We start from the raw sequence: 17,768 nt of genomic DNA, 5'->3' as shown, positions 1-17,768 counted from the left end.
CTCAGGCTCTGGACAGAAGGCGCTGCCAAACACGGGGCAGCACCTCTATCAAATCCTCCGGAATCAGTCCGGGACCAAACTCCAGGGCGGCCTGTGAATGCAGCCAGACAGCCGCCCCCGCCGCTTCAAAAGCAGGCATGCCTTGGGTCAACAAGCCACAGACCAGACCCGCCAATACATCCCCGCTGCCCCCGGTGGCCAACCACGGCGGTGCGCAGGCATTGATCAAGGCCCGCCCATCGGGCGCGGCAATAACAGTATCTGCTCCCTTCAACACCAGCACGGCACCACATTGGGTAGCAGCCAGTCGTGCCGCTTCCAGACGATCAGGCGCTTCCTCAAAAACGCGGGCAAACTCGCCCGCGTGAGGAGTCAATACGCACTGCTCATGCAAGGCATCCCATAACTCCTGGGGCTGTGCTGCAAAGCTGCTGATGGCATCCGCATCCAGAACACAAGGTCGCCCCGTTGCCAGCAAAGCCAAAGTCAGGCGACGGGTTTCCTCACCCAATCCCGCACCCGGCCCCACCAGCCAGGCGCGAATGCGCTCGTCCGTGGTCAAAGTGTCATCCAAGGGGGCCACCATGATGCTGTCCAGTGCCCCGGCGTACACCGACCAGACCGAGGGTGGCACAGCCATGCTGACCAGTCCGGCTCCAGCGCGCTGTGCTGCACGAGCCGCCAGACGGCTGGCTCCGGTCATCCGTTCGCCGCCAACCACCAAAGCATGCCCACGCGTGTATTTATGGCTCTGGGCACCCAACTGCGGCAGATGAGCATGCCACAAGGCAGGTTCATTCAACCAGGTATTGGCCTCTTGCAAGGCCGGCGCTGGCATGCCGATTTCGGCCAGCTCCAGCTTGCCGCACAAGGCACGGCCCGGATACAGCACATGGCCCGGCTTGTAGCGCACAAAACTGACTGTCACCGTGGCAGGGGCGACCACACCGCGCACCTGCCCGCTGGCCCCATCCAGGCCCGATGGCACGTCAATGGCACATACAGGAACCTTGGAAGCCGCCAAAGCCTGAATCAAGGCGGCTGTCTCGCCCTCTACATCACGATCCAGGCCTGCTCCCAGCAAACCATCCACCACCACCGAAAAGCGTCGAAAGTCCGGGCACTGACTTTCCCAGCGACCCTGCCATTGCGTTTGCGCCCAGGCGGCCGTACCCTGCCGTACAGACGGGTCCACCAGACTGAACACGGAAACCACCCGCCCCTGCTCGCGCAGAATTTGCGCCGCCACCAAGGCATCCCCGCCGTTATTACCCGGCCCGCACAAGAACAGCACCGCTCCTTGCGGCCAATGGCGCTGCACGGTACGCGCCACCGCACTGGCAGCGGCCTGCATCAATTGCTCGATGGATACCCCGAAAGCCGGAGCGGCTGCATCCATGCTGGCGCACTGTGCCGGACTGTACAGGGCCTGTTTTCCGGGCGCGGCACTCAGGGGCAAAAAACCATATTGGGACACAAAGGGCATGGCAGGCTCACAAAGACAGAAATCAAAACGTCCCTACGCTGCACGGGCTGGTCACCCGCTGGCGGCCTGCTGAAAACAGAAGGCGTCAGGTCCTGGGCGGCCCGGAGACAAAAAAAGAACGGGTCGCCGCCCGTTCTCTTATCTTAGTGCGAAAAGTTTGAATGCAGAACTGTCGCAACAGCCACCACCTAGGCCGACGGCTGTTCTTGTCTATCCTTGACAGAGCCGACAGACAGCTCACGCGGTACCTCCACCCCGTTCTTGATCGCGATGATCTCGGCCATGATGCTGACGGCAATCTCTGCCGGGGTCTTGCTGCCTATATACAAACCAATCGGACCTTTGAGCTTGCCGATTTCCTCGGCCGTCAGATCAAAGTGCTCGGCCAGGCGTTCGCGACGGCTCTGGTTATTACGTCGCGAACCAATCGCCCCCACATAAAAGGCACTGCTCTTGAGCGCCTCCAGCAAGGCCATATCATCCAGCTTGGGATCGTGCGTCAGGGCCACAATGGCCGTACGCCGATCCGGCACGCAGGCAATGACCTCATCGTCCGGCATGCCGCTAACTACACGTGCACCCGTCACGCTCCAGCCTTGAATATGCTCGCTGCGCGGATCGCAGACCGTCACATCAAAGCCGTTGAACAAGGCAATGGTCGCCACGTACTCGGACAGTTGCCCACCACCGATCAGCAAGAGCCGATAGGACGGGCCAAAAGTCACCGACAGGCGGTCCTCGCTTAAATGCAAGGCAGCCGGAACACGGGTGGCACTGCCCCAGGCACGGCCAGTTTGCAGATCCACATGACGTTGCACCAGATGGCGCTGCTCCAGCAAGCTCAGCAATTCCGACATTGCTTGCGGGCAGGGATTGAACTCCACCAGCAAACGGATCGTGCCGCCGCAAGGCAGGCCAAAGCGATGCGCCTCATCCGCGCTGACGCCATACGTCAGCATCTGAGGACAGCCATCGCCATGCAGGCGCTTATCCGCCCCTGCGGGTTCGTGATAGGCACGGATCAGATCGTCCTCGATACAACCACCCGAGACCGACCCGACCACCGCCCCACCTTTTTCCAGAGCCATGATGGAACCCTCTGGACGGGGGGACGAGCCCCAGGTCTGCACAACCGTAACCAAAATGGCATCACGTCCTTGTGCGCGCCACTCGTGCAACTGGCGCAATACCCTGACATCCAGGCTCTCCATATGTGTCTCCAGTCTTTCCTGTGTTTATTTGAATACCGGCATACCGCCACCCTCGCCCGAATCATCAAACGGATTCAGGTCGGCACCGTATTCGTCCTGCATTTCGATCGTGACTGTATTGGGATCAACTTGGGCGCCCGTTCCCTTGTAATGCGTCACCATGCCGGGGAACAGCAACACCACAGCAATCATGACAATCTGGATGCAGATAAAGGGTACGGAGCCCCAGTAAATGTCGCCTGTGGCCACACCCGGGATCTTCTTCTTGGTCACTTTGTCGATGTAATCATCCTTGGGCGCCACCGAGCGTAAATAAAATAGTGAGAAGCCAAATGGTGGATGCATAAAGGATGTTTGCATATTAACGGCCAAGAGCACGCCAAACCAGATTAAATCGATGCCCATCTTGTCGGCCACCGGCCCCAGCAAAGGCACGATGATGAACGCCAGTTCGAAGAAATCCAGGAAAAAGGCCAGTACAAACACCAGCACACTGACCAGAATCAGGAAGCCGTATTCACCGCCAGGCAGGTCAATCAGCAGGTGCTCCACCCACAAGTCGCCATCCACGCCACGGAAAGTCAGCGAGAAGATGGTGGAACCGATCAGAATGAACATCACGAAGCAGGACAGCTTGGCCGTGGTATCCATAGCTTGCTTGAGCAGATCGGTGCTCAGACGACGACGGCTGACCGCCATCAGAATAGCACCGACTGCGCCCATCGCACCGCCTTCCGTGGGGGTGGCAATACCCAGGAAAATGGTGCCCAGCACCAGAAAGATCAGGCCCAGGGGCGGGATCATCACAAACACCACGCGTTCTGCCAGCACCGACAGCAAGCCCAGCTTCAGCCATTTGTTGATCAGGGCCAGCACGAAAGCCACACCACCAACCAGCAAGATGCAGATAATAACCTTCTCATCTACCGGGCCGTTGGGATCAACCCAAAACTCGTCCAAGATATAACCGGCCACCAGCGAGATCAACAGCAACACGCACAAGGAGCGCGCACCGGAACGGCCATTGGCCTCCGAATAAGTGCGATGTTCGGCAGGAATCGGTGGCACATCCTTGGGACGCAGCACGGCCAGAATCAGGATGTAAAGCAGATAAGCGCCTGTCAGCACCAGACCAGGCACCATGGCACCACGGTACATATCGCCTACCGAACGGCCCAACTGGTCAGCCAGCACAATCAGCACCAGCGACGGCGGAATAATCTGCGACAAGGTGCCTGAAGCGGCAATCACGCCCGTGGCCAGTCTGCGGCTATAACCGTAGCGCAACATGATGGGCAAGGAGATCAGGCCCATGGAGATCACCGAGGCTGACACCACACCTGTGGTTGCAGCCAGCATGGCACCCACAAACACCACGGCAATGGCCAGACCACCAGGCATGGAACCAAACAGCTGACCAATCGTATCGAGCAGGTCTTCTGCCATGCCGGAGCGTTCCAGAATCAGCCCCATGAAGGTAAAGAAGGGAATGGCCAGCAAAGTATCGTTGGCCATGATGCCAAACACACGCAGCGGCAGCGCCTGGAACAGGGACCAGTTGAACAGGCCCATTTCCACACCGATCAGACCGAACACCATACCGTTGGCGGCCAGCGCAAAGGCAACCGGAAAGCCCAGCAGCAAGAAAACAATCAGCGACGCAAACATCACTGGCGCCATATTGGCGACAAATAAATCCATCATGATCTGGTTCAGCCTTTGTGTTGATGCGCTAACTTGGCCTCGGCTTGCCGAGCAATTTCTTCAGCCAGCAGCTCTTCGGGCGATTTTTCCTGCAACTTCTTGTTGGGGTTGGGGCAGGCACCGCGCAAGAAACCAATGCACTTGATCAGGTGCGAGATCCCCTGCAAGGAAATCAGGGCAAAGCCGATGGGAATAATCAATTTGGCGGGCCAGCGAATCAGGCCGCCGGAATTAGAGGACACTTCCTGAGTCAGATAGGAGTCCATGAACACCGGCCAGGACAAGGCCATGATGGCAATACAGGCCGGCAGCATGAACAGCACCACACACATGGCTTCGATCACAATCTGCTTGCGCTCGGACAGGCGCGAGGCCAGCACGTCCACACGCACGTGCTCATTGCGCAAGAAGGTATAGCCGCCCGTCAGCAGGAACAAGGCGCCAAACAAATACCACTGCACCTCCAGCCAGGCATTGGAGCTGGAGTCAAAGAACTTGCGCGCGATGGCGTTATAAGAGCTGATCACGACAACCAGCAAAACCACCCACATGACCACCCGGCCACATAGCTGATTCAGGCTGTCGATCGCCCTGGATAGTTTGAGTAAAGATTGCATCAATCCCCCAGATTTTCTGCGTTGAAGTTAGTTGGAATCTAATGAGACCGAAAACGGGTGGCGCGCTTTTCAACTACATCCAGCAGGAAGTACAGCGCCAGCCCCATGACGGCCAGAATGAACAGGGCGGAGAACACCCGCACCGTGTCGAACACCCCTTGGGCGCTCATGATCACAAAGCCCAGGCCACGCTGGGAGGACACGAACTCGCCCACAATAGCCCCTACCAAAGCCAGGGACAGAGCCACTTTCAGGCCCGCCATGATCGATGGCAGCGCAGAGGGCAGGCGCACTTTGAAAAACAGGGCAACCGGCCCGCCTTTCAAAACCCGGCCCAGGTCCAGAATGTCGGGCGAGACCGAGCGCAAGCCTTGCACCGTATCCACAATCACGGCAAAGACGGCGATCAGAAAAGCAATGGCCACCTTGGGCTCGTAGCCGGTACCCATCCAGACCACGAACAGCGGTGCCAAAGCCACTTTGGGAATGCTGTTGAAACCCACAATCAGGGGATAGCAAAAACGCTCGAAGAGCGGTGAACCCACGAGGGCGACGGCAATCAGCACGCCGCCTACGGCGGCCAATACAAATCCAGCCAGCGTGATGCCGAGCGTGTATAACGCTTGACCCATGTACCAACCCAGTTCGCCATACAAATCCTCCAGAATCAGCGAGGGGCGCGGCAAAATCACTTCCCGCACCTGACCCAGCCAACAAATTAATTCCCACGCCAACAGCACCACGACGGTAGAGACCACGCCCGCCAACCAGCTGGGCATAGAACGCAAGGCTTTATTCATGGCTGTCTCCTGCACCATCGGCAATGCCGAACAATTGACGGATATGAGCGACATGCCGGCCGAACTCCGGGGTCTCGCGCAAGGACAGCGGGCGCGGACGAGGAAAGTCGATCTTGATCTGCTCCAGAATGCGGCCTGGACGAGACGAGAACACCAGCACGGTATCGCCCAGGAAAACGGCTTCGGCAATGCCGTGCGTCACAAACAAGGTGGTGTTGCCCGTTTTCATCCAGATGCGCTGCAATTCGGCGTTCATGTTGTCGCGCGTCAGTGCATCCAGCGCACCGAAAGGCTCATCCATCAGCAGCAGGCGCGGATCATCCACCAAAGCACGGCAAATGGAGGCCCGCTGGCGCATGCCTCCAGACAACTGGCGTGGATAGCTGTCGGCAAACTGAGACAGGCCGGTCAAGGCCAGCAATTGATCCACCTTGTCCAGATAATCGGCCGTGCGCTTGCCGGCAAACTCCAAAGGCAAAAGAATGTTGTCGCGTATGCTGCGCCACTCCAGCAAGGCATCGCGCTGGAACACCATGCCCACCTGGTCGGGCGGGCCGCTGACGGGTTGCTGGTCTACCGTCAGGGAGCCGCTGCTGATGTTTTCCAGCCCGGCCACGCAACGCAGGAAGGTGCTTTTCCCGCAGCCGCTGGGGCCCAGAATGCTGATGAACTGGCCTGGTTGAATATCGACATTGATGCCGTCCAGCGCCAGCACATCACGCGCGCCCTCAAAGCGCTTGCGCACATCTTGAGAAAGTACCCGCGCCGCCATTACTTCAGCTCCAGACTGCTCAGGGATTGCGGGGTGACCACGCCGGACTGGTAATAGTCCGTGGCCTTCTGACCGGCAGGAATCAGCTCTACCCGTTCCAGCGTGGCAACTGTCTTGTCCCAGTCCGCAGGCTGGTTCACGCCGATACTGCCTTGCTCCACAGCCGGGCCAAAGTAGGTTTTAAGAATGTTCAGCTGGTCCAGCAAAATGGCTTTGTCCAAACGCGCATTGGGGCGTTGCGCCACAATCGCATCCACCGCTTCTTGTTCGTGACCGCTGTAAATGTAGTTCCAGGACTTGGCCACCACATTGGAAAAAGTCGCCAGCTCCTGTCCCCGACTGGCTAGCTTGGCTTCGCTGGTGAACAGGCCAAAGCTGACCATATCCAGGCCGTGCTGGGCGAAAGGAATGGCATTGGAGGCGCGCTGACGCGACACCGAAGCCAGTACAAATGGAATGGTGGAGATCACGGCATCAGCCCGCCCCACCGCATAGGTCGCTGCCTTGCCAGCCGCATCCACACTCAGCAGATCCACATCGCTGCGACGCAAGCCGCCCGCCGCCAGAAACGCATCGACAAAAGGCGCTTCCAGAGAACCGGCGGTATAGGCGATCTTGCGTCCCTTCAAACCCTCCGGCCCGCTAATACCCGAATCCTTGGGCACCAACACGCCGATATCGCTGGACGTGGCAAAGGTGGCCAGCCCTTTGACTGGCAAGCCTTTGCTGCGTGCAATCACCATGGAGGCCAGCGCTGCCTGGCCCACATCAAAGCGATCACTGCCACCCACGATCTGCACCGCCGTGACAGAACCGTTGCCATCTTCCAGCCGTACATCCAGGCCAGCCTGCTTGAACCAGCCCTTTTCCACGGCCAGATGAAACGGTGCATGGACGGCCCAAGGGGTCCAGTCCAGCTTTACATTCAAGGGCTCGGCTGCCGCCCCCCAGGTGCTCAACAAGAAGGTGGCCCCGATTGCGAGGCGCACACGTCCCCCCAAAGCTTTACGCTCCGTCATCTCCTTACCCCCGTTTTATTTATCGTCTTGCGTCGTCTATGCGCTTATGAGCGCCGGAAAAGTCCCTTGAAGCGGTCCCACAAAATGCTGAAGAACATCTTGACCGGATTGAACTCGGCCACCACCGGCTCTTCGCCTTCGGCCAGCGGTTTTTCCAGGCGCAGGTTCACGTTCTTGCCGAACTCCGCAATCATGCGGCGCACGAAATCCTGAACCAGCCCGGAGCGCGAAAACTGCGCCAGTGGCCCTTGCAGCGAATACACCAGCTCCACTTCCACGCGGCTGCGCGCTTCGCCATCCGGATTGACCTGAAAGCTGACATCGCCACGGGCACGCGATTGGCTCAAGGAGTCCACGCCCTCACCGCGCAGCACTGCAGCACGGCGTTCGTTATCCTCTTCCAACGTGGCATTACCCTTGAAGGCAGCCGACATGGGGCCAAATTTGATGGCGATCTTGCCCTGTACCGTGGCCCCTTCCTGGGACTCGATAATCGCGCCGGGCAGACAGCCCGCCACTTTGGGCAAATCCTTCATGAAAGCCCAAACCTGATCGGCCGGGAAACGGGCATCAAAACCACCTTGAATAGCCTGGCCCTTGCCCTTGTCGGCACTGCCGGACGGGGCAGGTGCAGCAGCGGCCACCGGAGCGGGCGTCTGCACTTCTTCCTGTACCGCTTCAAAAGTCGTAAAGCCGTTCTGGTGCCAGTCTTGCTGCACGTTCTGCACCACGGCAGCGCGCAAGGCTTCTACCTGGGCATCGGGCTGATCGCGCAGGGCTTGCAGCACGGACAGAATGGCGGCTGTAATGCCTTGATAGCCGGTGCAGCGACAAATATTGCCGGACAACTCAATACGCACACGGGCTTCGTCTGCATCGGGCAAACGCAGCACGATGTCGCGGCTGGTCGCCAACATGCCAGGCGTACAGAAGCCGCATTGCAAGGCGTGTTTTTCCGAGAAAGCCGTACGCAGACGGCTCATGATCGGATCGTCGTCGTAGCCTTCTACGGTGGTGACTTCGTGGCCATCACAAGCACCGGCAAAAGTGATGCAGGAGCGCACTGGACGGCCATCCACCAGCACCGTACATGCGCCGCACACACCGTGTTCACAGCTCAGGTTGGTGCCGGTCAAACGGCTTTTCTCGCGGATGAAATCACCCAGATGGGTGCGCGGTTCGGCCTCGTGCTTTTGCTGACGGCCGTTAACTTGAATCGAGATTTCTGCCATGTCTTAACCTTTCACACCCAGCGCTTGCTTCAGGCTGCGCTCTACTACCGTACGGAACAGCACCTGATGAGCTTCATCCCGTTGTGCCAGATACGGCTGCAAGGCCGCTGCAATCGTGTCCCCTTCCAGGACGGCGGCCCCTTGTGCAGCCACGTTCACGGCCAGCTCGGGCAAAGAGCGCGGAGCGCCTTCCATGGCTCCAATCACTACGCGCGCCGTGCGGGTTGCCGGGTCGAAATAGCAGGCACAACTGGCATCGGCAAACTCGCCCACTTTGCGGGTAAATTTGTAATAACCCCAACGGGCCGAACCGGACACTTCAGGTACATCCACAGACTCGATGAACTCACCGGCTTCCAGCACCGTGGTGTAGGCAGCCAGCATGAATTCGCTCATGGGAACCGTACGGCTGCCTTGGGTTCCACGCACATTGATGCGTGCGCCCAGGGCGGCACAGGTCAGCACCCAGTCTGCCGCCGGGTCCGCATGGGCCAGGCTGCCACCCAAGGTGCCGCGATTACGCACACCCCGGTAAGCAATGCGGCCTGCCACTTTCTGCATCATGTGGCCGCGCAGCAGTTCGTGAATGCCATCTTCAATCTGGGCGTGAGTCACAGCAGCGCCGATACGCACTTGCCCTTTATTGGCCGTTACCTGTCGCAGCTCGGGCACTGCCGACACATCCAGCACACGGCCAGGGCGCACCAGACGCAGATTCAACATGGGGCCCAGGGACTGGCTACCGCCCATCAAGCGCACGGCGGAAGGGTCGCTACCATAAGCGTCCTGGATCTGTTTCAGGCTCTGGGCCTGTTCATACTCAAACTTGGCGGCCTTCATGCCTGAACCTCCGACACGGGCTGTTTATCTTGCTGATTGGCGGGCTGTGCTGCAGCGCGAATGGCGCTTAGCAGTCGATGCGGTGTCACGGGGGTATGTGAGACCTGTGCTCCCGTGGAGCGCAAAGCATTATTGATGGCCGACATGATGGCGGCAGGAGGGGCAATCGCCCCGCCCTCGCCCATGCCCTTGGCACCAAACTCGGTATTGGGCGATGGGCTTTCCATGTGTTCGATATGAATATTGGGCACTTCGCAGGCACCGGGCATGACGTAGTCTGCCAGGGTCGATGCCAGCGGCTGAGCAAACTCGTCGTAGGGCATTTCTTCGTACAAGGCGGTGCCGATCCCCTGGGCAATCCCGCCTATGGTCTGGCCTTCCACAATCATTGGGTTGATCATGACGCCGCAATCTTCCACCACCACGTACTTGAGCACTTCCACCCCGCCAGTCTTTGGATCGACAGCCACCACCACGGCATTGCTGGCGTAGGTGAAGCTGCCGGTATCGACTTTGGGTTTGTAACCTACGGATAGCTCCAGACCTTGCGGGTCCACGTCCTCGGGCAAATGCTGCGGATTGATGTACCAGGCATCCGCCACTTGGGCGATGCTGACCTGGCGCCCCTCGGCGCTGAACATATCGCCTTGATGCTGAATGCTATCCACATCGGCTTTCAGCATATGCGCGGCAATCTTGCGCACGCGCGGCAGCAGCTCTTTACAGGCCTTGGACACCGCACCGCCAGACATCACCAGGGAGCGCGAGGCATACGTGCCGGTAGAGAATGGCGTGCGGCCCGTATCACCGTGCACTACTTTGATCCTGGCCACGGGAATACCCAGAATTTCGCTGGCGATCTGGGCAAACGAGGTTTCCATACCCTGGCCGTGCGAATGCACACCCACACGCACTTCCAGCCCACCGTCCGGGGTCATGCGTACAAAAGCCTGATCAAAACCCGGAATCACCGCAGTGCCCCAACTGGCGAACACGGACGTACCGTGTGCAGACTGCTCAGTATAGGAAGCCACACCCAGACCAATCAGGCGACCATCGGGCTCACCCTTGGCCTGACGAGCCAGCACAGCCTCCACATCCACCGCAGCCAGAGCGCGGCGCAGGCTTTCTGGATAGTTGCCCGAGTCGTAATGCTTGTTGGCCACGTTGACGTAAGGCATTTGCTCGCCTTGCACCAGGTTCATCAAGCGAATTTCCCAGGAGGGCTTACCGACCGCCAGGGCGATCTGATCCATCATCTGCTCAATAGCCAGGCAGACACCCGTACGGGCAACGCCGCGGTACGGCATGAAGCCAGGTTTGTTGGTGCCCACACCGCGTGTGCGGCAGCGGTAGCCACGAAAATCGTAAGGACCGGGCAAGTTGCCCAGGGCCTGGCCTACTTCCAAACCCACGGTAAAGGGCCAGACCGAGTAAGCGCCACCATCAATATCAATTTCAGCATCCAGCGCCAGCAGGCGGCCTTCATTGCTGATGTGTGCTTTCAGGCGGTATTGGTGTTCACGGGTATTGGCGCCAGCAATCAAGTGCTCACGGCGGTCTTCCATGAAACGAAATGGCTTGCGGAAGGTCTTGGCCAACCAGGCCACGCACAGCTCTTCCTGATGCAGCACGCATTTATAACCAAAAGCGCCGCCCACATCGGGAGAAATCACACGCACCTGCGCCTGATCCATACCCAGGAACTGGGCAATGCCTGTGCGGTGCATGTGCGGAATCTGACTGCCGCAATACACCACCAGTTGATCGGCCTGGAAATCCCAATAGGCCAGAACGGCCTTGCCTTCCATCGGCAACATGCACTGACGTGACAGGCTGACCGAGTGCTCGATCACGCGATCGGCACGGGCGGCATGCTCTTCAAAGGCCACGTCCGAGCGCAGTGTCACAAACACATTATCCTGCCAGCCTTCATGCAACAGATCACCCTGCGCGGCCAGCGAGGCCGGCACACTGCCGTAGACCGGCAACTCGTCGTACAGCGCTTCAATCTCCTCCAGAACGTCCTCGGCCACGGCGCGGCTTTCACCAAAGGCCATGGCAACCGGCTCGCCCACATAACGCACACTGCCCGAGGCCAGCGGCGGCATGCTGGAGGCCTGATAACTGGGCAAGGTGGAAGCGGCGTAAATATCCAGACAGTCCGGCATATCGGCACGGGTAATAACCTGCGCACGTGCGCTGTCTTCAATACTGATCTGACGGATTCGGGCATGCGCCATGGGGCTGCGCAGGAAGGCGACTTCCTGCAGCCCCGGCATGGTCATGTTTCCGATGAAGTTGCCCCGGCCATTGAGATGGCGCGCATCCTCCTTGCGAAGAATACGCGCACCCACTCCTTGGCCACCCAGGCTTGACGGGTGACTGTGCTGACTCATTTCACTACCTTAAGAATGTGCTGCTTAACTGCGCTTGCCCAACTCGCTGAAGGTGAAGTTGTCCAGGGCACTTTCGGCAACCCGGAACCAACTGGCTTCCTGCTCCTGGAAGGCCTTCCAGCTTGGATAAATCTTGGCAAAATCGGCGTTGCTGTCCGACAGTTCCTTCCACAGTTCCTGGGACTTGTCGTAGGCGGCCTTCATGACGTCCTTGGGGAAGTAACGCAGCTTGGCCCCATCGGCCACCAGCTTGCGCAGAGCGCCGGGGTTCAAGGCATCGTACTTGGCCAGGCTGAGCATGGTCTGCTCATTACAGGCCGTCTCGAATGCCACTTTGAGGTGCGCAGGCAAGGCTTCCCAGGCGTCTTTATTGACCATAGAGGTCAGGGACGCACTACCCTCGAACCAGCCGGGGGAGTAGTAGAAGGGAGCGACTTTGTTCAAGCCCAGTTTTTCGTCGTCGTAAGGGCCAATCCACTCGGCCGCATCAATCGTGCCCTTTTCCAGCGAGGAGTAAATATCGCTAGGAGGAATCTGCTGGGGCACGGCACCCAGTTTGGACAGCACCATGCCGCCGATGCCACCGATACGCATCTTCAGACCTTGCAGGCTGTCCAGGTCCTTGATTTCCTTGCGGAACCAGCCCCCCATCTGCACACCCACGTTACCCGCCACAAAGTTGACGATGTTGTACTGGCTGTACATTTCGCGCAGCAGTTTCAGGCCACCACCAAAGTGCACCCAGGAGTTGTGCTGACGGGCATTCATGCCAAAGGACAAGCCAGTATCAAACGTTACGGCGGTGTTCTTGCCCACAAAAGCGGTACTGAGCACGTGGTTGCATTCGACCGTGCCGTTGCTAATGGCATCCATGTTCTGGGCATAAGGCACCAGCTCGCCACCGGGGAAAGCGCGGATTTCGAACTTGCCTTCGGTCAGTTCGCTGACACGTTTGCACAGCGCTTCGGCCGAACCATAAATGGTGTCCAGGCTTTTGGGCCAGCCGGTAGACATACGCCAGCGCACGGTGGGGCTGTTCTGCGCAATTGCAGGGGCGGCTACGGCTGCCAAACCCGCACCCGCAACCGTTGCCGATTTCAGCAGAAAACTACGACGCTCCATCACTCACCTCTTTGTATTTTTTAATGTATTTACACCCCTTGCTCGATAGGGGTCTGGGTAGTTTGCCCGCCAGTCTGGCTTGCAGCCCCGACAGCAACTGCCCGAACCTTGCCAAACCGTCCCCCCCGAGGGGCCAGACGGACGTTCCAAGCAGTGTCAGCACACTATGAAATTGACATTCACCACTTCGATAATAGTAAGTGTGCTGATTAATTAATTTTTGGTCAAGCAGGGAAACTACTGACGCATGTCCTTGATGAGATAAAGGAAAGCATCATCAATAGCTTAAGCCTCAACTAGCGCAATCCCTTATAAAAACGATATTTGATTTTATAATTTATACAGTATACTGACTAATTGAAAGCACAACCCGGAGACAACTTTGAACTGGATAAAAATTTCCGAAACCGATGCCATCGACAACGAAGAGTCCCTGGCAATCGAGTGGGAAGGCAAGAAACTGGCCCTGCACAAACTGGATGACGAGTTCCACCTGACCGACAACGTCTGTACCCACCAATATGCCCTGCTGTCCGACGGCTATCTGGAGGACGGTTGCGTGGAATGCCCTTTGCATCAGGCCAAGTTCTGTTTGCGCACCGGCAAGGCCATGAACGCCCCTGCCACGGTGGACATCAAGGTCTATCCGCTGCGCATTGAAGGCAACGATATTCTGGCCGACTTCAGTCAGGCCTGAGCTTTTTTCTGCTGACGAGACCTGCAACATCATGGCACACCACACTTCCGTACTGATCATCGGCGCTGGCCAAGCGGCTTCGGTGCTGGCGCGCGAACTGCGCAGCCTGGGCTTTAGCGGCAGCATCACCTTGGTAGGGGATGAAACTCACCTTCCCTACGAGCGTCCGCCCCTGTCCAAAGACGTGCTCAAGTCCAGCGCGACCACTGACAGCGTGTTTTTGCAAAAAGCCGAGTTCTATCAAGAACAGAATATTGAACTCTTGTTGGGCACCAGCGTGCAGTCTCTGGATTGCGCCACACTTCAGGCCAGCCTGAGCAATGGCCAGACCTGGAGCTTTGACCACGCGGTGCTGGCCACAGGCGGCGCGGCCCGCGAACTGGCTCTGCTGCCCGCCAGCCAGGTCAACGCCCTGTATCTGCGCACGCTGGACGATGCCCTGAGCCTGCAAGCCCGTCTGCATCCCGGTTTGCGCGCCCTGGTGATTGGTGGCGGCTTCATGGGTCTGGAACTGGCTTCTACCGCCAGCGAAACCGGCGCACAGGTCACTGTCATTGAAGCGAATGAACGTCTGCTGGCCCGCAACGCCCCTGCGCTGCTGTCGCAATGGTTGCTGGAGCGCTTCGAGTCGCAAGGCATCACCGTGCGCCTGGGTCAGGGTGTGCGTCAGGCCCACTTTGCGGCAGAAAACGAGCACCCCGTTCAGCTGGAACTAAATGATGGCCAGATCCTGAATGGCGATCTGGCCATTGTGGCCGCCGGTCTGAGCGCGAACTCCGCCTTGGCGCGGGCCAGTGGTATCGCGGTAGACGATATGACGGCCGGGATTATTGTGGATCGCCAGGGCCGTACCAGTGTGGCGGGCATTTATGCCGCTGGCGATTGCGCCACCCAGATCTGCCCCGATACCGCCGTGCGCACGCGCACCGAATCCTGGCAGAACGCCAACGAGCAAGCCCGTCAGGTGGCCCACGCCATTGCCGGGCAGGATGCTCCTGCTGCACCTGTCAGTTGGTTCTGGACGGATGTGCTCGGTTGCAACATTCAAATGCTGGGCCAAGGCAGCCCGGATCTGAACTATCAGGTACGCGGCGTCATGGACAGCCAGGGCGATGCCATCAGCTTCATGCTGCTGGCATTTGAAAGCCAGCATTTGCGACACGCAATTGGCGTCAATGCCGGCGCGGATCTACGCGCTTTGCGCAGCGTCATGGAACAGAACTTGCCTGTGGACCCGGCCATCGTGCTGGACCCGGCGACCAAGCTGCGCCAGTACGTGAAAGAAGCGGCTCGTACGGCCCAAGTCTAAGAAAGAGAAGCGGCCTGCGCCGCCTCGTCATCCCGAATCATTAAAGAGTTATCAGAGGAGAACCCCATGTATCAGACGCAAACGGTGATAGGCCAGACGGTCGGGTCCAAAGACCGCCCTGTCGAGGAATGCACCTGGCCCGAGGATGTGCTCAACACCATTCCGGATTGGGTCTACACCAGCAACGACATTTACAACCGCGAGATGGAGCGCATTTTCCACGGTGACACCTGGAACTTTGTGGCCCTGGAAGCGGAAATTCCCGATTCGGGCGACTACAAGCGCTCGTATGTGGGCTCCACCCCAGTAGTCGTGGCGCGTGCGGAAGATGGCAGCATCAACGTGTTTGAAAACCGCTGTGCACACCGTGGTGCCGAGTTTTGCCGCCACAACCAGGGCAACACCAATGAATTTGTGTGCCCGTATCACCAGTGGTCTTACAGCCTGAAGGGTGATCTGCAAGGGATTCCTTTCAAGCGCGGTGCGAATAAAGAAGGCGGCATGCCGCGCAGCTTCAAGAACTCCGAGCATGGTCTGAAAAAGCTGCATGTGACAACGCACAATGGCGTCATTTTTGCATCCTACAGCGACAAGGTCGAGCCTATTACGGAATACCTGACGCCTGAAATTCTGAAGGATTTCGAGGCGGTGTTTCCCGGCAAGAAGCTGAAGATTCTGGGTTACTACCGTAACGAGTTGCCTTGCAACTGGAAGATGTACCACGAGAATCTGAAAGATCCTTACCACGCGACCTTGCTGCACTCTTTCCTGGTGGTATTTGGTCTGCTGGTGGCGGGCAACAAGTCGCAGATGTATGTGGACCCTGTACATGGTCGCCATGGCTATATGGCATCGGCCAAGTCCGAGGACAAGTACGCCGAGGTCAGCGAGGACAACAAGAAGGAAATGCGTTCGTTTGTGGACGATATGCGTTTGCGCGACGAGCGTTTCCTGGACTACATCAAGGAGTTTGATTCTCCCTGGTCGGTCACCATGCAGACAATTTGGCCCAATCTGATTGTTCAGCGCGAGATGAACACCTTGGGTGTGCGTCAGATTGTGCCCAATGGCCCCAACAGTCTGATCATGCAATGGACCATGTTTGGCTATGAGGACGATACCGAGGAGATGACTCGTCACCGTCTGCGTCAGGGCAACCTGATGGGCCCTGCCGGTTTCCTGGGCCTGGAAGACAACGAGGCCATGAAGTTTGTGCAGGAAGGGGTACGTCGTTCCAGCAGCGAGGTGAACATCATCAAGCTGGATGAAAGCAAGCTGGGTACGTCCAATACGCTGATCTCGGAAGCGGCTATTCGCTCCATGTACCAGTACTACCGCCAAGTGATGGATCTGTAAGACGAGCTGACTTATGAAAATGGATTTTTCTTTCAAACCCGCCCAGGTTTCTGTTGAGCGTGCTTTGGCGTTAAAGGCGGAAATTGAGCTTTTCAATGCCGAGTACTGTGCCACTTTGGATCGTGGCAATGTTGAGGACTGGCCCATGTTTTTTGTGGAGGACGCGGTTTACCGGGTCACTTCACGCGAGAACGCGGATCTGAATTTGCCGGTAGGTCTGGTCTATGCCGAAGGGCGCGACATGATGCACGACCGTGCGGTGGCCATTGCCCGCACGCAGATGTATGCCCCGCGCTACATGCTGCATCTGGTCACGGATGTGCGCGTGATCAGCGAGGCTGACAATGGCGATATTGAGGCCGAGGGCAATTTCATGCTGATGCAGACCTTGGTGGAAGGGCCTTCCACGGTGCATCTGGTGGGTAATTATTTCGATACCTTCACGCGTGTGGACGGTCGTTTGATGCTCAAGGAGCGTCAGGTGATTTTTGATACGTCCATCCTGGCGAATGATCTGGTGTTTCCGGTCTAAGTCCGGGGTTTGCTTCTGGTTTCAAAACTGTTTTTTGTGTGCTGTTTCCGAGCCACTTGAGTCAGAAGGTCTTCTGATTCCTTTGAGCACCCTTCTTTGTTGAGGGGTGCTTTTTTTTGCTTATTTATTGGGGCAAAGGGCTGATGCCTAGCGCAACGTCAGAGATATGAGGCTTTAGGGCTGGTAGCGCAGGTTTGGAGGGCATTCAGCTTAGTCAGGATCGGGGATAAAAGGTCTCTGTGAAAACGCCATTCAGTCGGCCTGCTGGGGTGTCCGGGCTGAGCACTTGCCGGTGCTGCGCACCGGTGCCCTTGTCAGGAGATAGCTACGGGCGCATCCTGAACTCACCCGGTACTTGGTCCCCCGGACCAAGTACAAGCGTCGGGTTCAAACAGCAGGATGCTTGCACCCCTACGCTATCTCCTGCCCGCGGCAAGTACTCTGATCCGCCCTGACACCCCAGCAGGCCGACTGAACGGCTCACAATGGCTTTTTATCTACCAATCTCTTACGGACTCTTTGAACAAACAGGGCCTCGTGCCTTGCTCTTCTGTATTTCCTAAGCACCTATCGTTCTGCTCTTCAGCCCCCCCTCCCTTCCGTTCTCCACCCATCCAATCTGGGCCCTTAATTTCATCCCACCTCTGCCAGTGCCGTTTGGGCTTTAACCCG

15 protein-coding genes are annotated in these 17,768 nt (G+C 58.0%); 4 read left to right on the top strand and 11 right to left on the bottom strand.

Annotated elements, in window-relative coordinates; translation table 11 throughout:
* Position 1: 1 nt before the first annotated feature.
* The 11 genes from WFM49_RS18250 to WFM49_RS18200 form a co-directional block, all read right to left on the bottom strand.
* Positions 2–1,486, bottom strand: coding sequence for an NAD(P)H-hydrate dehydratase (locus WFM49_RS18250; protein WP_336974781.1), 1,485 nt, complete (start codon positions 1,484–1,486; stop codon positions 2–4).
* Between the two features lie 188 nt (positions 1,487–1,674).
* A complete protein-coding gene (locus WFM49_RS18245) occupies positions 1,675–2,697 on the bottom strand; it encodes an XdhC family protein (RefSeq protein WP_336974779.1) in 1,023 nt (340 codons plus the stop codon).
* Between the two features lie 24 nt (positions 2,698–2,721).
* Positions 2,722–4,398 (bottom strand): TRAP transporter large permease, encoded by a 1,677-nt coding sequence (locus WFM49_RS18240; protein ID WP_250757253.1) that lies wholly within the window; start codon positions 4,396–4,398, stop codon positions 2,722–2,724.
* A gap of 11 nt (positions 4,399–4,409) precedes the next feature.
* Entirely contained in the window at positions 4,410–5,018 is a 609-nt protein-coding gene (locus tag WFM49_RS18235; RefSeq protein ID WP_179136468.1) for a TRAP transporter small permease subunit, read from the bottom strand.
* 38 nt (positions 5,019–5,056) lie between these two features.
* Positions 5,057–5,818 (bottom strand): ABC transporter permease, encoded by a 762-nt coding sequence (locus WFM49_RS18230; protein WP_336974777.1) that lies wholly within the window; start codon positions 5,816–5,818, stop codon positions 5,057–5,059.
* Positions 5,811–6,590: an ABC transporter ATP-binding protein gene (locus WFM49_RS18225; protein WP_009464036.1), complete on the bottom strand. Its 780-nt coding sequence runs from the start codon at positions 6,588–6,590 to the stop codon at positions 5,811–5,813. The genes WFM49_RS18230 and WFM49_RS18225 overlap by 8 nt, the downstream gene beginning before the upstream one ends.
* Complete coding sequence (locus WFM49_RS18220; protein WP_137431454.1) at positions 6,590–7,609, bottom strand: ABC transporter substrate-binding protein; 1,020 nt, start codon at positions 7,607–7,609, stop codon at positions 6,590–6,592. The genes WFM49_RS18225 and WFM49_RS18220 overlap by 1 nt, the downstream gene beginning before the upstream one ends.
* A 44-nt stretch (positions 7,610–7,653) precedes the next feature.
* Positions 7,654–8,841 carry a xanthine dehydrogenase family Fe-S subunit gene (locus WFM49_RS18215; RefSeq protein WP_336974773.1) on the bottom strand — a complete coding sequence of 396 codons (1,188 nt, stop codon included), beginning with the start codon at positions 8,839–8,841 and terminating at the stop codon, positions 7,654–7,656.
* A gap of 3 nt (positions 8,842–8,844) precedes the next feature.
* Positions 8,845–9,681, bottom strand: coding sequence for an FAD binding domain-containing protein (locus WFM49_RS18210; RefSeq protein ID WP_336974770.1), 837 nt, complete (start codon positions 9,679–9,681; stop codon positions 8,845–8,847).
* Positions 9,678–12,080, bottom strand: a complete 2,403-nt coding sequence (locus WFM49_RS18205; protein WP_022983298.1) for a xanthine dehydrogenase family protein molybdopterin-binding subunit — start codon at positions 12,078–12,080, stop codon at positions 9,678–9,680. Before WFM49_RS18205 ends, WFM49_RS18210 begins: the two co-directional genes overlap by 4 nt.
* 24 nt (positions 12,081–12,104) lie before the next feature.
* Positions 12,105–13,202, bottom strand: coding sequence for a TRAP transporter substrate-binding protein (locus WFM49_RS18200; RefSeq protein WP_336974767.1), 1,098 nt, complete (start codon positions 13,200–13,202; stop codon positions 12,105–12,107).
* A 382-nt stretch (positions 13,203–13,584) separates the two neighbouring features.
* Here WFM49_RS18200 and WFM49_RS18195 point away from each other — a divergent pair, with 382 nt between their 5' ends.
* From WFM49_RS18195 to WFM49_RS18180, 4 genes are all read left to right on the top strand, one after another.
* Entirely contained in the window at positions 13,585–13,899 is a 315-nt protein-coding gene (locus WFM49_RS18195; RefSeq protein WP_009460854.1) for a non-heme iron oxygenase ferredoxin subunit, read from the top strand.
* Between the two features lie 31 nt (positions 13,900–13,930).
* Positions 13,931–15,208, top strand: coding sequence for an NAD(P)/FAD-dependent oxidoreductase (locus WFM49_RS18190; protein WP_336974764.1), 1,278 nt, complete (start codon positions 13,931–13,933; stop codon positions 15,206–15,208).
* Between the two features lie 66 nt (positions 15,209–15,274).
* Positions 15,275–16,564 carry an aromatic ring-hydroxylating dioxygenase subunit alpha gene (locus WFM49_RS18185; RefSeq protein ID WP_035273649.1) on the top strand — a complete coding sequence of 430 codons (1,290 nt, stop codon included), beginning with the start codon at positions 15,275–15,277 and terminating at the stop codon, positions 16,562–16,564.
* Positions 16,565–16,577: 13 nt separating this feature from the next.
* Positions 16,578–17,096, top strand: a complete 519-nt coding sequence (locus WFM49_RS18180) for an aromatic-ring-hydroxylating dioxygenase subunit beta (protein ID WP_009460849.1) — start codon at positions 16,578–16,580, stop codon at positions 17,094–17,096.
* Positions 17,097–17,768 lie beyond the last annotated feature (672 nt).

It is taken from the genome of Alcaligenes sp. PF14, assembly GCF_037150615.1.
GTDB lineage: Bacteria > Pseudomonadota > Gammaproteobacteria > Burkholderiales > Burkholderiaceae_B > Alcaligenes > Alcaligenes phenolicus.
This window is presented reverse-complemented; position numbering and strand designations above follow the sequence as displayed.